General features: G+C 67.8%; 11 protein-coding genes and 1 pseudogene. 6 read left to right on the forward strand and 6 right to left on the reverse strand.

Translation table 11 applies throughout. The annotated features are described in order from the left end of the window. The first annotated feature begins 2 nt into the window (after positions 1-2). The 5 genes and pseudogenes from lldD to AC1RRV_RS11390 all read left to right on the forward strand — a co-directional run. Positions 3-1145, forward strand: coding sequence for an FMN-dependent L-lactate dehydrogenase LldD (gene lldD, locus AC1RRV_RS11370; RefSeq protein ID WP_492859732.1), 1143 nt, complete (start codon positions 3-5; stop codon positions 1143-1145). Next, entirely contained in the window at positions 1142-1918 is a 777-nt protein-coding gene (locus AC1RRV_RS11375) for a rhamnogalacturonan acetylesterase (RefSeq protein WP_492859733.1), read from the forward strand. Before lldD ends, AC1RRV_RS11375 begins: the two co-directional genes overlap by 4 nt. A gap of 25 nt (positions 1919-1943) precedes the next feature. Continuing rightward, positions 1944-3182 carry an SGNH/GDSL hydrolase family protein gene (locus AC1RRV_RS11380; RefSeq protein ID WP_492859734.1) on the forward strand — a complete coding sequence of 413 codons (1239 nt, stop codon included), beginning with the start codon at positions 1944-1946 and terminating at the stop codon, positions 3180-3182. A gap of 236 nt (positions 3183-3418) precedes the next feature. Continuing rightward, complete coding sequence (locus tag AC1RRV_RS11385) at positions 3419-6457, forward strand: DUF4982 domain-containing protein (protein ID WP_492859735.1); 3039 nt, start codon at positions 3419-3421, stop codon at positions 6455-6457. A gap of 29 nt (positions 6458-6486) precedes the next feature. After that, positions 6487-6558, forward strand: a pseudogene (locus AC1RRV_RS11390) (hypothetical protein); the annotation flags it as partial. Positions 6559-6614: 56 nt separating this feature from the next. Here AC1RRV_RS11390 and AC1RRV_RS11395 read toward each other — a convergent pair. After that, a complete protein-coding gene (locus AC1RRV_RS11395) occupies positions 6615-7955 on the reverse strand; it encodes an oligogalacturonate lyase family protein (protein WP_492859736.1) in 1341 nt (446 codons plus the stop codon). Then, entirely contained in the window at positions 7952-9919 is a 1968-nt protein-coding gene (locus tag AC1RRV_RS11400; RefSeq protein WP_492859737.1) for a rhamnogalacturonan lyase, read from the reverse strand. The genes AC1RRV_RS11395 and AC1RRV_RS11400 overlap by 4 nt, the downstream gene beginning before the upstream one ends. Before the next feature lie 295 nt (positions 9920-10214). Here AC1RRV_RS11400 and AC1RRV_RS11405 point away from each other — a divergent pair, with 295 nt between their 5' ends. After that, entirely contained in the window at positions 10215-13865 is a 3651-nt protein-coding gene (locus AC1RRV_RS11405; protein WP_492859738.1) for a TonB-dependent receptor, read from the forward strand. A 155-nt stretch (positions 13866-14020) separates the two neighbouring features. On the opposite strand, the gene AC1RRV_RS11410 is transcribed toward AC1RRV_RS11405, so the two are convergent. Genes AC1RRV_RS11410 through AC1RRV_RS11425 form a run of 4 tightly spaced genes read right to left on the reverse strand, consistent with a single transcriptional unit; the run spans position 14021 to position 18342 of the window. Beyond that, positions 14021-14722: a DUF6250 domain-containing protein gene (locus tag AC1RRV_RS11410; RefSeq protein ID WP_492859739.1), complete on the reverse strand. Its 702-nt coding sequence runs from the start codon at positions 14720-14722 to the stop codon at positions 14021-14023. Continuing rightward, a complete protein-coding gene (locus AC1RRV_RS11415; RefSeq protein ID WP_492859741.1) occupies positions 14722-16149 on the reverse strand; it encodes a rhamnogalacturonidase in 1428 nt (475 codons plus the stop codon). Before AC1RRV_RS11415 ends, AC1RRV_RS11410 begins: the two co-directional genes overlap by 1 nt. Continuing rightward, positions 16146-17114, reverse strand: coding sequence for an alpha/beta hydrolase (locus AC1RRV_RS11420; RefSeq protein ID WP_492859742.1), 969 nt, complete (start codon positions 17112-17114; stop codon positions 16146-16148). The genes AC1RRV_RS11415 and AC1RRV_RS11420 overlap by 4 nt, the downstream gene beginning before the upstream one ends. Beyond that, positions 17104-18342: a rhamnogalacturonan acetylesterase gene (locus AC1RRV_RS11425; RefSeq protein WP_492859743.1), complete on the reverse strand. Its 1239-nt coding sequence runs from the start codon at positions 18340-18342 to the stop codon at positions 17104-17106. Before AC1RRV_RS11425 ends, AC1RRV_RS11420 begins: the two co-directional genes overlap by 11 nt. Between the last annotated feature and the right edge of the window lie 19 nt (positions 18343-18361).

Below are 18361 nucleotides of genomic sequence, written 5' to 3' on the forward strand. Positions count from 1 at the left end.
CGGTGATCGTCTCGTCCACCACGGACTTCCGGGAAGCGGCGCGACGCAAGCTGCCCCGCTTCCTGTTCGACTATATCGACGGCGGCGCCTATGCCGAACGGACCCTGGCCCGCAACGTCTCGGACCTGGCCGACATCGCCCTGCGTCAGCGGGTTCTGAAGGACGTTTCGGCCGCCGATCCCTCGACCACGCTGTTTGGCGTCAAGCAGGCCCTGCCGGTCGCCCTGGCCCCGGTTGGGCTGACGGGCATGTACGCCCGCCGGGGCGAGTGCCAAGCGGCCCGCGCGGCCGCCAAGAAGGGCGTGCCGTTCTGCCTGTCGACGGTCTCGGTCTGCGATGTCGATGAGGTCAGCAAGGCCTCGTCCGCGCCGATTTGGTTCCAGCTCTACGTGCTGCGCGACCGGGCCTTCATGCGCGACCTGCTGGCCCGGGCCAGCGCGGCCGGCGCAACGGCCCTGGTGTTCACGGTCGACATGCCCGTGCCCGGCGCCCGCTATCGCGACGCCCATTCGGGCATGAGCGGCCCCAACGCCGCGGCGCGCCGGCTGGTGCAGGCGGCGCTCAAGCCGGCCTGGGCCTGGGATGTCGGCCTGATGGGGCGTCCGCATACCCTGGGCAATGTCGCGCCCGTGCTGGGCGCGAACTCCGGCCTCGAGGACTTCATGGGCTGGCTGGGGGCGAACTTCGACCCCTCCATCCAGTGGAAGGACCTGGAGTGGATCCGCGACCTGTGGAAGGGCCCGCTGATCATCAAGGGCGTGCTCGATCCCGAGGACGCCAAGGCCGCCGCCGACATCGGCGCGGACGGGGTCATCGTCTCCAATCACGGCGGCCGCCAGCTGGACGGCGTGCTGTCCAGCGCCCGCGCCCTGCCGGCGATCGCCGACGCGGTCGGTGACAGGCTGACCGTGCTGGCCGACAGCGGCGTGCGCTCGGGCCTCGACGTGGTTCGGATGCTGGCCCTGGGCGCCAAGGGCGTGCTGCTGGGCCGGGCCTTCGTCTACGCCCTGGCCGCGCGCGGCGAAACCGGCGTCACCCAGCTGCTCGACCTGATCGAGAAGGAGATGCGCGTGGCCATGGCCCTGACGGGCGTACGCGACGTCGCCTCGATCGACCGATCCATCCTCGCGGAGTTCAAGTCGTGATCGCGTCCCTGATGATGGCGGCGGTCCTGGCCGCCACGCCCGTCGCATCCGCCCCACGCATCGTCATCGCCAGCGACTCCACCGCCGCCAACTACGGCCCGGACCGCTACCCCCAGATGGGCTGGGGCATGGTGCTGAAGTGCTCGCTGGACCCGACCGTCGAGGTCGTGAACCTGGCGCGTGGCGGGCGCTCGACCAAGACCTTCATCGAGGAAGGGCTGTGGGACCAGCTGATCGCCCAGACCAAGGCCGGCGACACGGTGCTGATCCAGTTCGGCCACAACGACGCCGACACCAAGAAGATCGTCCGCTTCACCGACCCGAACGGCGCCTATGATGTCAATCTTCGCCGTTTCGTGGCCGACGTTCGCAAGGCCGGCGGCGAGCCCGTCCTGGTGACGCCCATCGCGCGCTGGATGTGGGAGAACGGCCAGCCCAAGGACGCCCACGGCCCCTATGCCGCGACCATCCACCGCGTGGCCGCCGATCTGAAGGTCCCGCTGGTCGACCTGGACGGCGACATGATGGCGGCGCTGAAGGCGAGGGGAGAGCTGGCCTCGCGCGGGCTCTATCTTCAATACAAGCCCTACGACAACGTCGCCCGCTATCCCGAGGGGGTCAGCGACGACACCCACATCAACGAGCAGGGCGCGCGCCTGGCCGCGGCCCTGGTGGCGACGCGTCTGGCGGGCCTGAAGCTGCCGATCTCGAAAAGTGTCCATCCGGCCTCGGTCGCCGGGCAGCCGAAACTGGGCGCGCCGAGCTGCCCTTGATCCGCATTCCTTGAGGGAGGAACGCATGAAGCTTTCGCGTGCGAGCTTGCTCGCCTTTTCCGCCGTGGCTGTTCTCTCGAGCTCGCCGGCGTTTTCAGCCCCTAAGCCCAAGCCGGCGGCGGTCGCCGCGCCGCTGTCGACCTGGTCCGGCGCCTGGGGCACGGCGCCCAGCGCCTCCCAGGCCGTCGCCCGGCCGAACGAGGTGCGGGCCTTCAGCGATGTCACGGCGCGACAAGTCATGCGCCTCAATCTGGGTGGCGAGGCGCTGCGACTGCGCCTGACCAACGAGCTGGGCGAGCGACCGCTCAAGGTCGGCGCGATGAGCGTCGCCCTGGCCGGACCGGACGGCAAGCCGCTGGGGGCGCCGGTTCCCGTCACCTTCGGCGGCCGGACCGAGGCCCTGATCCCGCCGGGCGGTCCGCTGCTCAGCGATCCGGTCGCCTTGCCGGTCAAGGCCATGGATCGGATCTCCGTCTCGACCTTCTATGTCGAGCCGACCGCGCCGGCGGGCCATCGCGTGCGCCTGTTCCTCTCGCCGCAGGGCAACCATACGGCCAAGACCGATACGCTCGGCGAGCAGGTCACGCGCGGTCCGGGCCTGGTCTCGGGCGTCGACGTGCGTGGCGCGACGCAGCGTCCGGTGCTGGTGACCATCGGTGACTCGATCACGGAAGGCGCGGGTTCGACGGCAAATGCCGACATGGGCTGGCCCGAGCAGCTGGCGGCGCGCATCGCCGCGCGCGGCGGCGACTGGAGCGTCGTCAATGTCGGGATCAGCGGCGGTCGGCTGCTGCGCGAGGTTTCGGGCCCCAGCGCCCTCTCGCGCTTCGATCGAGACGTGCTGTCGGTTCCGGGCGTGACGACGGTGGTGGTGCTGGAAGGCATCAACGACATCGGCCGCGCGGCCCAGCAGGGCTATGCCAGTGAAGCGGTGACCGCCGACGAGGTGATCGCTGGCTATCGCCAGCTGATCGCCCGCGCCCACGCGCGCGGTGTGAAGATCTGGGGCGGCGCCATTCTGCCGTTCGAAGGCGCGATGTACTATCATGCGGCCGGCGAGGCGACGCGTCAGGCGGTCAACGCGTGGATCCGCGCCAGCGGCGAGTTCGACGGCGTGATCGACTTCGAGGCCGTCACCAAGGATCCCGCCAAGCCGGGCCAGATCCTCGACGGCCTGCACAACGGTGACCACCTGCATCCGACCGACGCCGGCTACGCGCGCATGGCCGAGGCGGCCGACAAGGCGCTGTTCGGTCCGAACTAGAGTGTGGCAGCCGGCAAAGAAAAATGGAGCGCCTAAGAGGCGCTCCATGACCCGCAGAGGGGAAGAAGCGGGTACTGAAAGTGTCGAGCGCCGTTGGGGAAACAAAAACGCACGCTCAGGATAAATCCCAAATATTGAGATATCATCCGATATAATGAGATTGCTTGACATGGGGCGGGTTGTCAAGCCACACGTGCTTCCGGGCTAAAAGTGGCCTGACCAATCCGAGGCGTTCCATGTCGAGCTTTCCCCGGGCCGCACCCTTCGTTCTCACCGCCTTGGCGGCCGTCGCGCCCGCGCAGGTCCAGGCGCAGCGGACCGAGTACGCGTTCAACGACGGCTGGCGTATGGCGGTCAGCGACCTCGCCGGCGCCGAGAAGCCCGAGTTCGACGACGCGACGTGGAAGGCCGTCACCTTGCCGCGCGCCTTCAACGAGGATGAGGCGTTCAAGGTCGACATCCACGACCTGAAGGGCGGGATCACCTGGTATCGCAAGCGTTTCGTCCTGCCGCCGGGCGCGCAGGCGGGCGGCAAGGCCTTCATCGAGTTCGAGGGCGTGCGCCAGGCCGGCGATGTCTACATCAACGGCGAACGCGCCGGCGGGCATGAGAACGGCGTCACGGCCTTCGGCGTCGACGCGTCCAAGCTCCTGAAGCCTGCCCCGTTCGAGAACGTGGTGGCCGTCCGCGTCGACAGCGACTGGAAGTACAAGGAGAAGGCCACTGGCAGCGGCTTCCAGTGGAACAACAACAACTTCAATGTGAACTACGGCGGCATCCACCGGGCCGTGCGCCTGCACCTGACGGGCGGCCTGCACCAGACCCTGCCGCTGTATTCAAGCCTGGGCACCACCGGCGTCTACGTCTGGGCCGACGGGTTCGACATCAAGGGTCGCTCGGCCACGATCCATGCCGAGTCCGAGGTCCGCAACGACAGCGATCGCCCGCGCACCTTCAGCTACCGCGTCACTCTTCGCGACGCCGACGGCAAGCCGGCGGGCCAGTTGGTCGGTCCGACCGTCACCCTGGCGCCGGGCGAAACCCGCGTGGTCTCGGCCAAGGGGCAGGTGAAGGGGCTGAACTTCTGGAGCTGGGGCTACGGTTATCTGTACGCCGTAACCACGGCGCTGATCGAGGACGGCAAGGCGACCGACGAGGTCGTCACCCGCACTGGCTTCCGCAAGACCGCTTTCGGTCAGGGGATGATCCGGCTGAACGACCGTGTCATCCAGGTCCACGGCTACGCTCAGCGCACCAGCAACGAATGGCCGGCCCTGGGGACCGACATCCCGCCGTGGATCAGCGACTTCTCCAATGGCCTGCTGGTCGAGAGCGGTGGCAATCTGGTCCGCTGGATGCACATCACCCCCGCGCGCCAGGACGTCACCTCGGCCGACCGCGTGGGCCTGATGCAGGCCATGCCCGCCGGCGACGCCGAGAGCGACGTCACCGGCCGCCGCTGGGACCAGCGCAAGGAGGCGATGACCGACGCCATCGTCCGCTTCCGCAACAACCCCTCGATCGTCTTCTACGAGGGCGGCAACGAAAACATCAGCGACGAGCACATGGCCGAGCTGAAGGCCATCCGCGACCGCTTCGACCCCCATGGCGGCCGCGCCATCGGCTCGCGCGAGATGCTGAACAGCAAGGTCGCGGAGTACGGCGGCGAGATGCTCTACATCAACAAGAGCGCCACCAAGCCTGTCTGGGCTATGGAGTACTCCCGCGACGAGGGCGCTCGAAAGTTCCAGGATGCCTTCACCCCGCCGTTCCACGCCGACGGGCCCGACTACAATCGCAACCAGGACAGCCACGCGGCCGAGAACGTTCGCCGCTGGTACGACTACTGGCGCCAGCGTCCGGGCGGCGGCGAGCGGGTCAGCTCGGGCGGCGTGAACATCATCTTCTCCGACAGCAACACCCACTTCCGTGGCGACAACAATTACCGCCGCAGCGGCGAGGTGGACGCCATGCGCCTGCCGAAGGAAGGTTTCTACGCCCACCAGGTGATGTGGGACGGCTGGGTCGACGTCGAGCGGCCTCGCACCCACGTCATCGGCCACTGGAACTATCAGCCGGGCGTCGTGAAGGACGTGCTGGTCGTCTCCAGCGCCGACAAGGTCGAGCTGAAGCTGAACGGCCGCTCCCTGGGCTTCGGCCGCAAGAGCGACGGCTTCCTGTTCACCTTCGACAAAGTCGCCTTCGCACCTGGCAAGCTGGAGGCGGTCGGCTACGACGCCAAGGGCAAGGTCATGTCGAGCGGCGAGGTCGCCACCACCGGCGAGCCGGCGGCGCTTCGCCTGACGCCCCGCACCGGCCCCGGCGGCTGGCGAGCGGACGGCGCGGACCTGGCGCTGGTCGATGTCGAGGTGGTCGATAAGAGCGGCCGCCGCGTGCCTACGGCGCTGAACACGATCAGCTTCTCGACGACAGGTCCGGTCGAATGGCGGGGCGGGATCGCTCAGGGCGACTCCCTCGGCCGCAAGCCCGCGCCGCCGGCCTCGGGCGAGCAGAAGCCGGCGGGGGCGGACCAGGTGACCAGCTTCCCGGGCGCTGCGCGGTCGGACGACAACTTCATCCTGTCCAAGACCCTGCCGGTCGAGGCGGGCGTCAACCGCGTCTCGCTGCGCTCGACCCTGGAGGCGGGGAGGGTGACCGTCACGGCCCAGGCCGAGGGGCTGCCGGCCGCCAGCGTCACCCTCGACGTCGCCGCGCCCGCCAAAGCGGACGGCCGCTGGCCCGTGGGCGACGACGCCCTACCGGTCAGCTTGGCGCGCGGCCCGACGCCGGCGACGCCATCGTTCAAGCCCTGGCGCTTCACCATCAAGCCGGTGGAGACTCTCGCAGGCTCGAACGTAGCGGACAGGAAGCTGGCCCAGGACGACGACGAGACCACCCACTGGGCTAGCGACGGCCAGTTGGCCAACGCCTGGATCGAGTACCGCCTGGACAGGCCACAGGTGGTCGACGACGTGGAGCTGAAGCTGATCGGCTGGCGCCTGCGTTCGTATCCGCTGCGTATCACCATGGACGGCGTGGTGGTCTACGAGGGCGAGCCCGGCAAGAGCCTCGGCTACGTCGCCGTGCCGCTAAAGCCGGTGAAAGGGACGCGCCTGCGCATCGCCCTGACCGCGCCGACAGTGGACCGCGACGGCTTCGGCAAGATCGTCGAGGTGAACGGCGCGCGCGCGGGCCTCGACACCGGCGCGGAAAAAGTGGCGACCGGCGGGCGGTTGGGGATCATCGAGGCGGAGCTGCATCGGCGGTTGCCGTAGAGGGCGCCGCTTGGACTTCTAATTCTCGTCATCCCGGCCGCAGCGTAGCGGAGAGCCGGGACCCAGGGGCGACCGCACTGCATCGGCCCCTGGGTCCCGGATAGCCTCTGCGAGGCTTCCGGGATGACGGGAGATTGGTGTTTGGCGGGAGCAGGCGCTACTGCGCCTTCGCCACTTCCACCGCGTACACTTGGTTCGCGCCGTGCATGTTCGAGCGGAACACCAGCCACTTGGCGTCGGGCGTGAAGTTGACGTTCGGCTCCAGGCGATAGTCGTGGGCGCGCATGTCGACCAGGCGCTCGGAATCGAGCACGCCGGGGGCGATCAGGTGCTCGGCGCCGGGGGCGTGGATACCGGCGACGTCCGGCACGGTGCGCGGCTTCAGCAGGACGATCCATTTGCCGTCGGGCGCGTGGGCGACCATCTCGCTGTCGCCGCCGTCACCCGCGAACAGCTTGCCGTCCGGCGAGCTGTTGAAGTGCACGGACCAATCGTTGCGCTGGACGTGCATCCAGTTGCGCTTGCCCGTGGCGATCTCGTAGCCGGCGACCCAGAAGTCCTCGCCGCGCGGGGTCTGCAGGTCGTACCAGACGGTCTTGCCGTCGGCGCTGAACCACTCGTGGCCCGCGATCTCCATGTTCATGGTGCGGGTGTGGATCTTGACCGGCTTGTCGCCCGCCTTGTCGGTGCGGATCAGCCACAGGCGGTCGACCTTATGCCAGGGCCCCTCGTGGCAGAACATCAGCAGGCCCGGGTCGGTCGGCGAGAACTGCAGGTGGTTCAGCCAGTCGGTGGCCTGATGGACGATCTTGCGCTCGCCGGTGACCGTGTTGATCGTGAAGATCTCCATCGGAATGCGGCTGTCCAGGCGCGCGTTCAGCTGCACCTCGCGGCCCTCGGCATAGGAGAGCTCGCGACCGTCGGCGCTCTTCACGTCGTCGGGGTTCCTGGGCAGGGCGTCGGCGCCGTTGGGCGGGATCGGCACGTCGGTGCGGACGGCGACCCCGGCCAGCAGGGTCTCGTCGGCGTTGATGGTCTGCAAGGATCCACGATCCATGACCGCCACCTGGCGCGTAGCCTTGGTGTAGGGGTCGGTGGCCATCACGGCCTTGGCCCCCATCGGATTGTCGGTCAGCGCCTTCTCGTAATAGACCGCCCCGGTCTTGCGACCGACATAGAGCAGCCGCACCCGGCCCTCGACGATCTTGGTCAGGGCCCGGGTCTTCAGGTCCATGGCCGTGACGCCATTCGGCGATGAAAAGATCAGCCGGTCGCCCTTGGGCGTGTAGCCGTTGTAGTTGAAATAGAGGCTCGAACTGCCGGGCTCGCGCGACAGCCGTACGATCCGGTGGCCGGTGGTCTTGTCCACCCACTCCAGCGGCGGCTCGGGCGCGCCGGGCTTGGCGGCGGTCTGCATGTCCTGAGCCGATGCTGCGCCGACCAGGAAGAGGGCGGTTAGGCCGCCAACCACGAGGGACTTCATCACGAACGACTTCATCGCGACGCCTTTCGAGTTTCGATGGCCGCCGGCTTGGGCTGCTTCATGCCCTCGCCAAGGTGGAAGCTGGTGTGGGGAGGCTGGTTGTAGGCGGTGTTCTGCCAGGCGATCGACACGCGGTACTGCGGGTCGTGCATCAAGGTCACCAGGCGCCGCTCCGTGGCGTAGGGCGTGGCGTAGATCCGCAAGGACTTGTTGTCCTCGGCCCGCAGGATCACCTCCTCGCGCCAGTCGCCCAGGATGTCGGCCGACAAGGTCGGCGTGGCCTTGGTGCCGTTGTTCGAGGTCATGCCGTCCGCGGTCAGCAGCGGCGTCGTCTGGCCGGTCTTCCAGTCCCACTTGCTGATCTGGTTGCGGTCGAGAAGCTCGCGCAGGTCATCGCCGTCCCACCAGACCGCGAAGTTGCTCTGGCGCGGATGCTTCACGCCCTCGATGGCCTTGCCCCGGGCGGTATAGAGCGCGTCCTGGTTCGTGCCCCAGGCCTCGTCGCCGGGGAAGCGCGGATCGATGTCGGCCGCTAGACCGCGGCCAGTGTCCTTGTCGGTCGGCGTGCTCCACAGGACCTTGCCGGTCTTGGCGTCGAGCATGGCCGCGCCAATCCCGCCGTTCATCCTGGGGCTCTCATGGACGCCGAACTTCTCCAGGCCCGGATGGGTCGGGTCGAGGTCGCCCACGTGCATGGCGTCGCCATGGAAGAGGCGGGCGCTCCACAGGCCCTTGCCGTTGTCGTCAACGGTCATCGAACCGTAGACGATCTCGTCGCGACCGTCGTCGTCGACATCGGCGACGCTGAGCTGGTGATTGCCCTGGCCGCCGAAGGCCTCGTTGCCGGGCGTGGCGCTGTCGAATAGCCAACGCTGGCTCAGCTTGCCGTCCCGGAAATCCCAGGCCGCCAGGGTCGAGCGGCCGTAGTAGCCGCGAGCCATGATGATGCTGGGCCGCTGGCCGTCCAGATAGGCGGTGCCGGCCAGGAAGCGGTCGGAGCGGTTGGCGTAGCCGTCGCCCCAGATCTCGGTCATCTGCTCGACCGACGGAGCGTCGGTGCGCGGATCACGCGCGGGCGAGTAGGGGGCGCTGGCCAGAGCCTTGCCCGTCGGGCCCTCGAAGACGGTCAGATATTCGGGACCCTTCAGGAGGCGGCCCTGGACCCGGGCGACCTTGGTGCCATCCGGCTGGACGAAGGCGCCGGTGCGATCGGCCTGGGGCCGCTCGCCGCCGCTCTCGCGCCAGTCGACATTGGGATCGCCGAGCACCTTGCCGGTCCCGTCGATCGTTCCGTCGCTGGTGCGCACGGCCAGCTCGGCCTTGCCGTCGCCGTCATAGTCAAAGACCTGGAACTGAGTGTAGTGCGCGCCGGCCCGGATGTTGCGACCCAGGTCGATGCGCCACAGACGCTTGCCCTCCAGGGTGTAGGCGTCGATGAAGGCGTTCCCGGTGTAGCCGCCGAAGGCGTTGTCCTTCGAGTTGGTTGGGTCCCACTTCAGGATGATCTCGTAACGGCCGTCACCATCCAGGTCGCCGACGCTGGCGTCGTTGGCCGTGTAGGAATAGGCCTCGCCGGCGGGCGTCACACCACTGGGCGGCGGGTCGAGGGGGATCGAGAGGTAGCCGTCGGTCCAGACGCCGGTCGCGGCGCTGGCCGCGCCTTCCTTGCCCTTGGCGACTAGACGCACCGTGTAGGCGCCCGCGCCGGAGGTCCTGTCGACGAAGTCCGTGCCGCTCTTCAGCGGCTTGGCGTTCAGCTTCTTGCCGTCCTTATAGAGGTTGAAGGCCGCGCCGGCCGGGTCATCGCCCAGCAGGCGCCAGCTGACCAGGACGCCACCGTCCTTGGCCGGAACGGCGACGACGCCGCGATCCAGCGATTCCATCCAGCGGGGCGCGGCCTGCGCGGCGCCCGCCATTCCGATCAGCAGTGCGGTCGCGCAGACCGTCGCGCCGAGTCGCTTGTCTCTATGCGTGAACATGGGCGTGGCGCCCTCCCTGAAAGCCTTGCACGATCCCGGTCCGCGTCGGGCGGCTTCTATCTGCGCGCCCGCGAGAGGCGCCGTCAGGATCGCTAAGGGTTACATCACGAAACCCGTATTGTGTCTTCCCACAAATTGCGTTGACATCTCAATATATGGCACTAGGCTATTTGTACTAAGAATGAGCCGGAGTGCGCGGATTCGAGGGCGTTCAAGCCTGCTGAATTGGCGTGTGCAAGGCGGTCGATCTGACGCCCGGGGGACGGCGTGTCAGGCCAATAAAGGGAGGGACACCATGGAGTTCTCGAGGGCTCGCCAACGCGCGACCGCCACGGCCTCAATTCTTGCCCTGAGCGCGGGTATCGCGTTCGCGGGGGAGGCCGTCGGTCAGACGACCGCCACCGCAAGGGGCGGCGCGGACGCGCCGATCAGCACGGCCAGCGAACCGACCACGGTCGAAGCGATCATCGTCGGCGCGCGGGCTTCGCAGCAGTCGTCGATCCAGCGCAAGAAGCGCAGCAAGACGGCGCAGGACTCGATCGTCGCCGACGACGTGGGCTCCTTCCCGGACAGCAACGTCAACGAAGCCATGTCGCGCATCGCCGGCGTGGCCATCGAGCGTAACGGCTTCGGCGAAGGCGACGGCGTTTCGATCCGCGGCAACGGCGCCGATCTGACGCGCGTCGAGCTGGACGGCCTCGGTGTCGCCGCTTCGGGCTTCAGCCTCGCGGCGGGTGGTGGTGACGGCCGCTCGGCCGACATGCGCGAACTGCCGGCCGAAATGATCAAGAGCCTGGACGTCATCAAGGGCCAGACGGCCGACATGACGCCCGGCGGCCTCGGCGCCACGGTGCAGATCCAGACCCGCACCGGCCTCGACTTCAAGAAGCCCTACCTGTCGGTGCGCGGCGCGGCCGCCGGCAACTCGCTGTCGAAGAAGGCCTCGCCTGAAATCGGTGTGGTCGCGACTCGCAAGTTCTTCGACGACCGTCTGGGTGTGATGGTCAATTTGAACTCGACCAAGCGCCTGAACGACAGCCACGCGCTGAACAACGCCGGCGCGAACAACCAGCAGGGCTATACCCGCTTCGCCGACTTCGACAATTCGCCGAACAAGACCTGGTCCTTCAATCCGGCGGCGACCAACGGCCCCGACGCCAGCACGCCGCTCGGCACCTGGGCCCTGGCCAGCGGCACGGGCAACTTCCTCGCGCCGACGCCGTTGGAAGTGGTCACCAAGTCGGCCGGCGCCAAGACCAAGGCCGAATGTCTCACGGCGTTCCCGCTGCTGACCGACGCCCAGCTGAACACGATCTCGGCGGGTACGAACAACGCCAACCGTCAGGCGGCGCAGACGGCGATCATCAACTCGCAGATCAGCTGCTTGAACCAGTGGAACGAGTACACGCCCAATCTGGTCCGCGACCAGAACTGGTCCCAGTACGAAGACCGGCTGTCCTATGACCTGCGCCTGGACTACCGCGTCACCGACAACCTGACCGTCTTCGCCAAATATCAGGTCGCCAACCGCAAGCAGCATGAGGACAACCGCCAGCGCACGCGCGGCGGCATCACCTCGCTGGGCGTGGCGACGGCGGGTTCGGTCACCTCGCCGCTGGTCACCAACACCTTCTATCCGGCCGGCACGACGAACCCGCTCGCGGCCGTACCGAACTCTGGCTACACGATCTACAGCGGCGCCTTCCCGACCGGCGTCGCCGTGATCGACACCACGCCCGGGACGGTGGTCACCAACAACGCGTTCCCGATCTACGGCATCGCGGCCAACATCATTCCGGGCTCGGTCAAGTACGACGAAGCCCACCACCTGACCTCGTTCGACATCACCAACGCCGGGGTGGGCATCGACCACATCGAGAACACCCAGGACTGGAAGACCAACTACCTCACCTACGGCGCCGACTATGATCGGGGGCCGTTCAAGGTCGAGTTCCGCGGTGGTCGCACCGAGGGCAGCTATACGCGCTACGACCGTCGCCTTTCGCGCAGCTACAACTACGGCAACGCCACCATGCGCGTGCTGGAGAACGGCATCTGGACGATCGACACGCCGGCCTCGTACGACGAGACCAACATGTCGAACTTCGTGCAGATGCTGGCCCCGACCGCGGCCGGCCTGCCCAGCTACAGCGGCCTGTACCGCCTGCAGTGGAATCCGCGGATCGTTGAGAACAGCGAGGACCAGTACAAGCTCGACGTCAGCTACCTGGTCAACGAGAAGATTCCGTTCTTCACGCGCTTCAAGATCGGCGGCTTCTACCGCGAGGCCGGCACGGATTCGTGGGGCGCCGGCGGCTATTCGCCCAAGGCTGGGGTCTTCGTCCCGACCCTGGCTTTGCGCAGCGACGTCCGCGCCTGCGAAAACGTGGCGAGCACCACGGCGGCCAACTCGTGCGCCTACGGTTATGTTCCGAACCCGACGACCGCCAACGCCTTCCTGTACGGCATCGAAACGGTGCCGCAGGCTAAGCTGATCTCGATCTTCCAGAATAGCCTGGAGTCTCTCGATGGCCCCTTCATGAAGGGTTTCGAGGGCACTAAGGGTCTGAAGGTATGGGACAGCATCGACGTGCCGAAGGCCTTCAGCGAGCTGGCCAGCTCCCAGAACTACAACTTCAGCTGCGTGAAGTCCTGTAAGGGCAGCGATGGGGTTGTCTACGACCAGCCGGTCAACAAGGCGCTGGAGAAGTACTTCTCCTGGTACTGGATGGCCGAGTTCGAACAGCAGCTGCCCTTCAACATGGAGCTGAATGGCAACCTCGGCATGCGGATGCTGAAGACCGAGGTTTCGGGTTCGGGCTATGTCGGCCTGGCCGCCACGCTGAAGACTCCGCTGTACAACCCGAACCTCCCGAACGACGCGGCCGGCATCACGACCACGACGATCACCAAGCCGGTGGCGATCAACCGCGAATACACGGGCTGGATGCCGGCCTACAACGCGGCCCTGTGGATGATCCCGGACAAGGTGGTGCTGCGTTACTCGTGGGCCAAGACGATCGCCCCGCCGCCGATGAACCGTCTGTGGCCGGGTGGCACCTGCACCTATGACGAACGTCGCGAGGGCGTGAACGACGCCGACGGCAGCGAACAGGACATGACCTGCACCACGTTCGGCAACCCCGAGCTGAAGCCCTATACGGCGACCAAGAACAACACGAGCCTGGAGTGGTATCCGAACCGCGATACCTCGTTCAGCCTGGCCTACTACCGCCAGAAGGTTCGGATTGGCGCGCCGGTCCAGGTTCCGGTCAAGAACAACGCCATCTTCGCCGGCTCGGATGAAGTCGTTCCGGGGACGAGCAAGAAGTTCTCCGACTACGAGTTCGGTATGAACACCTTCATCAACGGTCCGGGCTATGTGCAGTCGGGCTGGGAGTTCGTGGCGCGGACGGCCTTCACCTACTTGCCGTGGAAGCTCAAGCATACGGGCGCGGACTTCAACATCTCGACCACCAAGTCGGGTACGGCGGCGGCCTATATGGATCCGCTGACCGCCGAAGCGCTGGATCCGGCGGGGCAGTCGAAGTACTTCGCCAACCTGGTGTTCTGGTACGACGACAACGTGACCAAGATCCGGATCGCCTACCAGACGCGCGACCGGGTGCTGAGCTGCATCTCGCCGTGCACCGCCACCGCGAGCTCTCCGGTTCGGAACTCGCCCAACACCAACGTCGGCAACTTCGTCGGCTTCCCGTACAATCCGAGCGAGCCGCTCTATTCGGAGAAGTACGAGTACCTGGACGCCAAGATCTCGCGGAAGATCAACAACAACTTCGAGATCTATGCCGAGGGCCGCAACCTGCTGAACGCCGCCCGCCTGACCGTCGGTTCCGACCGGGCCGGTTTCGCGGATCGCGCCAACCCGTGGTCCGCCGCCTTCGGCGGCGCCCGCTACGCGGTCGGCTTCATCTACAAGAACTAGGTTTAGGTGGAAGCGTCGGGCCTCGGTCCGGCGCTTCCCGCCGTCCTCGTCTGGGCGGCGCGCTATCGAAACTATCTCGACGGCCAGGCTCGCGCTCGCGGACCTGGCCGTCGTCAATTTGGGGGATGGGTTGATGGCGGCGCCGCGTCGGCGGCCTAGCGCCCCGTCGGGACGAGCGCGTGGACGGCGAAGTTCCGGATCCGCAGGTGGCTCTGGGTCGTCCTCAGGCCAAACCAGCCGCGCACATAGGGTTCTGCATCGCGGTGCTCGAACAGGCGGCGATCGTCGCTCCAGTATTCGATGAGGCCGCCGCACGCGATCAGCTTCACGCGCGTCCAGCGGTTGGGCGCCAGCATCTCGTCGGCGGCCGTGTGGTCGTGCTGGGGCAGGAGCGGTCGATCGCCCGGCTTGCCGACATAGCGACGAAAGCGCGTGGTCGTGTTCGCATTGCCGCCCTGGCCGACATAGTACGTTTTCAGCGTATCGTAGTCGGCGAAGGCCCCCGAACGCGGATGGGCCAGCGGCGAGCCGCCATCGACCTCTCGCGCCATCCAGAAGGCGTTGAGGTCGCTGACCCGGTCGTAGGGACCGTCGGCCGACACGGCCTGGGCCTCGTAGGAGATCCCGACCGGACCAATCAGCTCCGGCTTGAACCAGGCCGTGAAGCCCGCCGGAGCGACGATGTCCAGCACGCCACTTTTTCCCGTCACCGTCGCGGGCTTCTCCGCCTCGACCACCCAACGGCGCAGGCCATGGCGGAAGTCTTCGACGTGGAGCCGGCGGCCTTGGCGATAGGGGGCGTCTGTCGCGAAGGGCGCGGCGGCCAGGCTCGCCAGCAGGGTTCGGCGGTCGAGCATCACGCGACGATCTCTTCCCGGACATTCTCGAACAGGCGCTCTGGTCGCGCGTCGGACGCCGCCGTCTCGATCGTCAGATTATCGATCTTCAGGCCATCCACGTGTCGGGCCCACAGCCCATGGACCGGGGAGGGGCCGAACATGCTGGGCTCGGGATAGGCCTCGGGCAGGTCGCCAGGCCGCCGCTGCGCCCACTCGGCCGGCCCGCCGCCGCGATACGACAGGCGGATGTTCGACAGGGTCACGTTCTGGATCGGCGCGTCCGGCAGGCCGGCGAGTGTGGCGGCGTAGTCGGGCAGGATGTCGAAGGCTTCGATGTCGCGCAGCACGATGTTGCGCATCGCGCCGACGCCCGAGCCTTCCGGTCCTCGCCGCCGGTCGCCGATCCGCAGGAAGATCGGCGCCGTGGTCACCTCGTGCAGGTGCAGGCGCTCGGCCGTCACGTTCTCCATCGTTCCGCCATCGACCACCTCCAGGGCCAGGCCACGCGAGCGGACGAAGCGACAGTCGCGGATCGTGACATCCCGAAAGCCGCCGTTGGATTCCGTGCCCAGCTTGATGCGCCCGGTCACCCGGTCCTGGTCGGGTGAGACCAGCTGGGTCCGGCCGAAGGTCCCGTCCAGCATGGTCCCGAGATCGAAGCCGCTGACCTCGCAATGCTCGATCACCACCCGCTCGGTCGGGATCAGCTCGCCGAGGGCCAGGGAGCTCTTGAGGACGATGGCGTCATCGTTGGGCGTGTTGACACGGCAGCCGCTCACCAGGACGTCGCGGCAGGCGTCGATGTCGAGGCCGTCGCGGTTGGTGTCGACGACCAGGTCGCGCAGGGTCAGGCCTTCGCATCCCGTCGCCAGGACCGCGAAGTGGCCGCCCCGGAAGATCGTCAGGCCCTCGATCCGCGCCCGCCGCACGCGCTTCAGCGCGATGGCTTTGTTGCCGAGACCCGCCATGGCCTCGACCGCTGGCGACAGCTCGGCCATGACCTCCGCCGAGAGCCCCGCCATGCTGAGTGGGAACTCGCCCGCCTGACGCTTCCAGCGCGAGCCGGGGCCTTCGCGGGTCAGGCCCGCGCCGTCGATGCGGCCAGGGCCGAGGATAGCGACATCCTCCAGGTCCTCGCCCCAGATCAGGCTGTTGCGCCAGTGGCTGTGGCCAAAGTCCTGCCAGAGATCGTGCGGATTGGGCTCGGCCGGGTCGTAGGCTCCGCCGTGGATCGCCGGATCGGCGGCCTCCAGCACGCAGCCCTCTTCGAGCCGGAGCGTGACGCCACTGGTCAGGCGGATGGAGAACGAGAGGTAGTGGCCTCGGGGCAGGAGCACCTCGCCGCCGCCCGCCCTATGAGCATCCACGATCGCGGCGTTGATCGCGTCGGTATCGAGCGTGCGCCCGTCGCCGACCGCGCCGAAATCGCGGACGTCCACGATCATGCGTAGAGGCCGTGACGCTTGAAGAAGGCGTCCAGGGCGGCCATCGATGGGTTCAGTTGGCCGTCGCGGGTCTTCAGGCCGAAGCCGTGACCGCCGACCTCCTGAAGGTGCATCTCGACCGGGATCTTCTTCGCCCGCAGGGCCTGCCACATCAGCATGCTGTTTTCGACGGGCACGGTCTTGTCGTCGGCCGCGGCGGCGATGAAGGTCGGCGGCGTGTCGGCCGGCGTGTTCAGCTCGACGGAGATCGCCTGGCGCTGGGCGTCGGTTGGGTTCGCGCCCAGCAGTTGCTTCAGCGAGCCGCCATGGGCGTAGGGCGCCGTCGCGGTGATCACGGGATAGAACAGGCCCGCGGCGAACGGCCGGGTCGGCAGCTTGTCGGCCTCGTCGACGGGCGCGTAGGTGTCGCGGGCGAACTGGGTGGCCAGGCGCGCGGCGACGTGGCCGCCAGCCGAGAAGCCGATGGCCGCCACCTTGGCCGGGTCGACGCCGAGCGATGGAGCGCGGGCGCGGATCAAGCGCATCGCCCGCTGAGCGTCCTGCAGGGCTACGTCCGGGCCGGCCGCCCAGCCGTCGGCGGGCAGGCGGTAGTCCATGACGAAGGCGGTAATGCCCAGGCTGGCCAGCCAGGCGTCGATCGATCCGCCCTTCTTGCCGACAGCGACCCGCACATAGCCACCGCCGGGGATCATCAGCACCGCCGCGCCGTTTGGTTTGGCCGGCCGGCGCATGGTCAGCCAGGGCTTGGTCACATTCAGGAAGGCGGTGTCGTTCGGATCGCCGCCCGGCGTGCGCAGGATCACCTGCTCGGTGACCGTGACCTTCTCGCCGCCGGGAGCGGCCCCTGGCCAGAGGTCGACGGTTTCGATCGGCGGCGCGTCTTCGGCGGCGCGGGCGAGGGCGGGCAGGGCGACCAAGCCGGCGGCAAGGCCCAGCAGCGCGCGGCGGTCGGTCTCAATTGCCACGGGGCGGCTCCAGGCTACGCGCCGCGCTCGGCGCCAGGGTGAAGGTGTCGGGCGCGGGCGGTCGCGCCGGATCGAAAGGCGGCAGGTCGGCGGCCAGATGGGCGGCCAGATCCGGAACGCTCGCGCGGATCCCCTCGACGACGCAGCGGGCCAGTTGATAGGCCCCGTAGTTGTTGTGGTGCGTGGCGTCCTTGCCGCCGTCGTTGAAACCCTTCCAAGCCTGGTCGGGGCCCAGCGCCTCGTAGAAGGCCGCGCTCATGGCGTGAAGGTCGATCAACGGCGCCCCGAGCGCCTGGGCTGTCTCGCGCACCGCCCGCGGATAGTCGCCGTGGGTGTTCACGATCTTGCCGGCCGCGTCGAACTTGCGTCGGTGCATGGAGGTAACCAGCACCGGCGTCGCGCCCCGTCGCCGGGCTTCGCCGGCATAAGCGCGCAGATAGTCGCGATAGGTGGTGGCGGCCTCGACATAGGTCTGGGGCCAATTGGCCTTCTGGTCGTTATGGCCGAACTGGATCAGCAGCCAGTCGCCGGGCTTGATCCGGCTCAGGATCTTGTCCAGGCGGTGCTCGAACAGGAACGACTTCAAGGTTTCGCCGGACTCCGCGTGGTTGGCGACCGACACCTCGGGCTTGAAGAAGCGGGGCAGCATCTGGCCCCAGCCAGCCGCCGGCTCGGCGTTCTGGTCGGTGACCGTGGAGTCGCCAGCCAGGAAGACCGTCGGAACCGTGACCGGCTCGATCCGCAATCGGCGCACGGCGGCCGTGGGGCCGCAGAATTCCAGGGTCAGCTTGTCGTCCCAGTCGAAGCTGTTCGTTTCGCGCGGATTGAGCAGCACACGTGTCCCGCCGGGGGCGTTGGTCGGCGGCGGGGCGAGGTCGGGACGGCGGACATTGACGACGATGGTCCGCGTTTCGGTCTTGCGGGCGGCGACGCGGACGCCTTCCAGCATCAGGCGCCGGGCCTCGGCCTTGATGGTGGTCTCGGACGCTTTGTCCCCACCCAGGTCGAAGGTGACGCGATAGTCGCCCTCGGGGACGCGCACCGAGAACAGCCGCCCCGAACTAGGCTCGAAACCATGGCCTACGGCAGGGTCATAGGGACCGGGGGGAGATGTGGTGAAATCAAAGGCCCACACGGGTGCGATCTCCCTGGCGAGCGCGAGGCCGGGCGCGACGAGACTTGGCGCGAGGGCGAGGCCCGTCAGCAGCGTACGCCGATCCAGGATCATGCCGCCTCCCTTCGCGCAC

Source organism: Caulobacter sp. GW821-FHT11E10 (genome assembly GCF_058808375.1).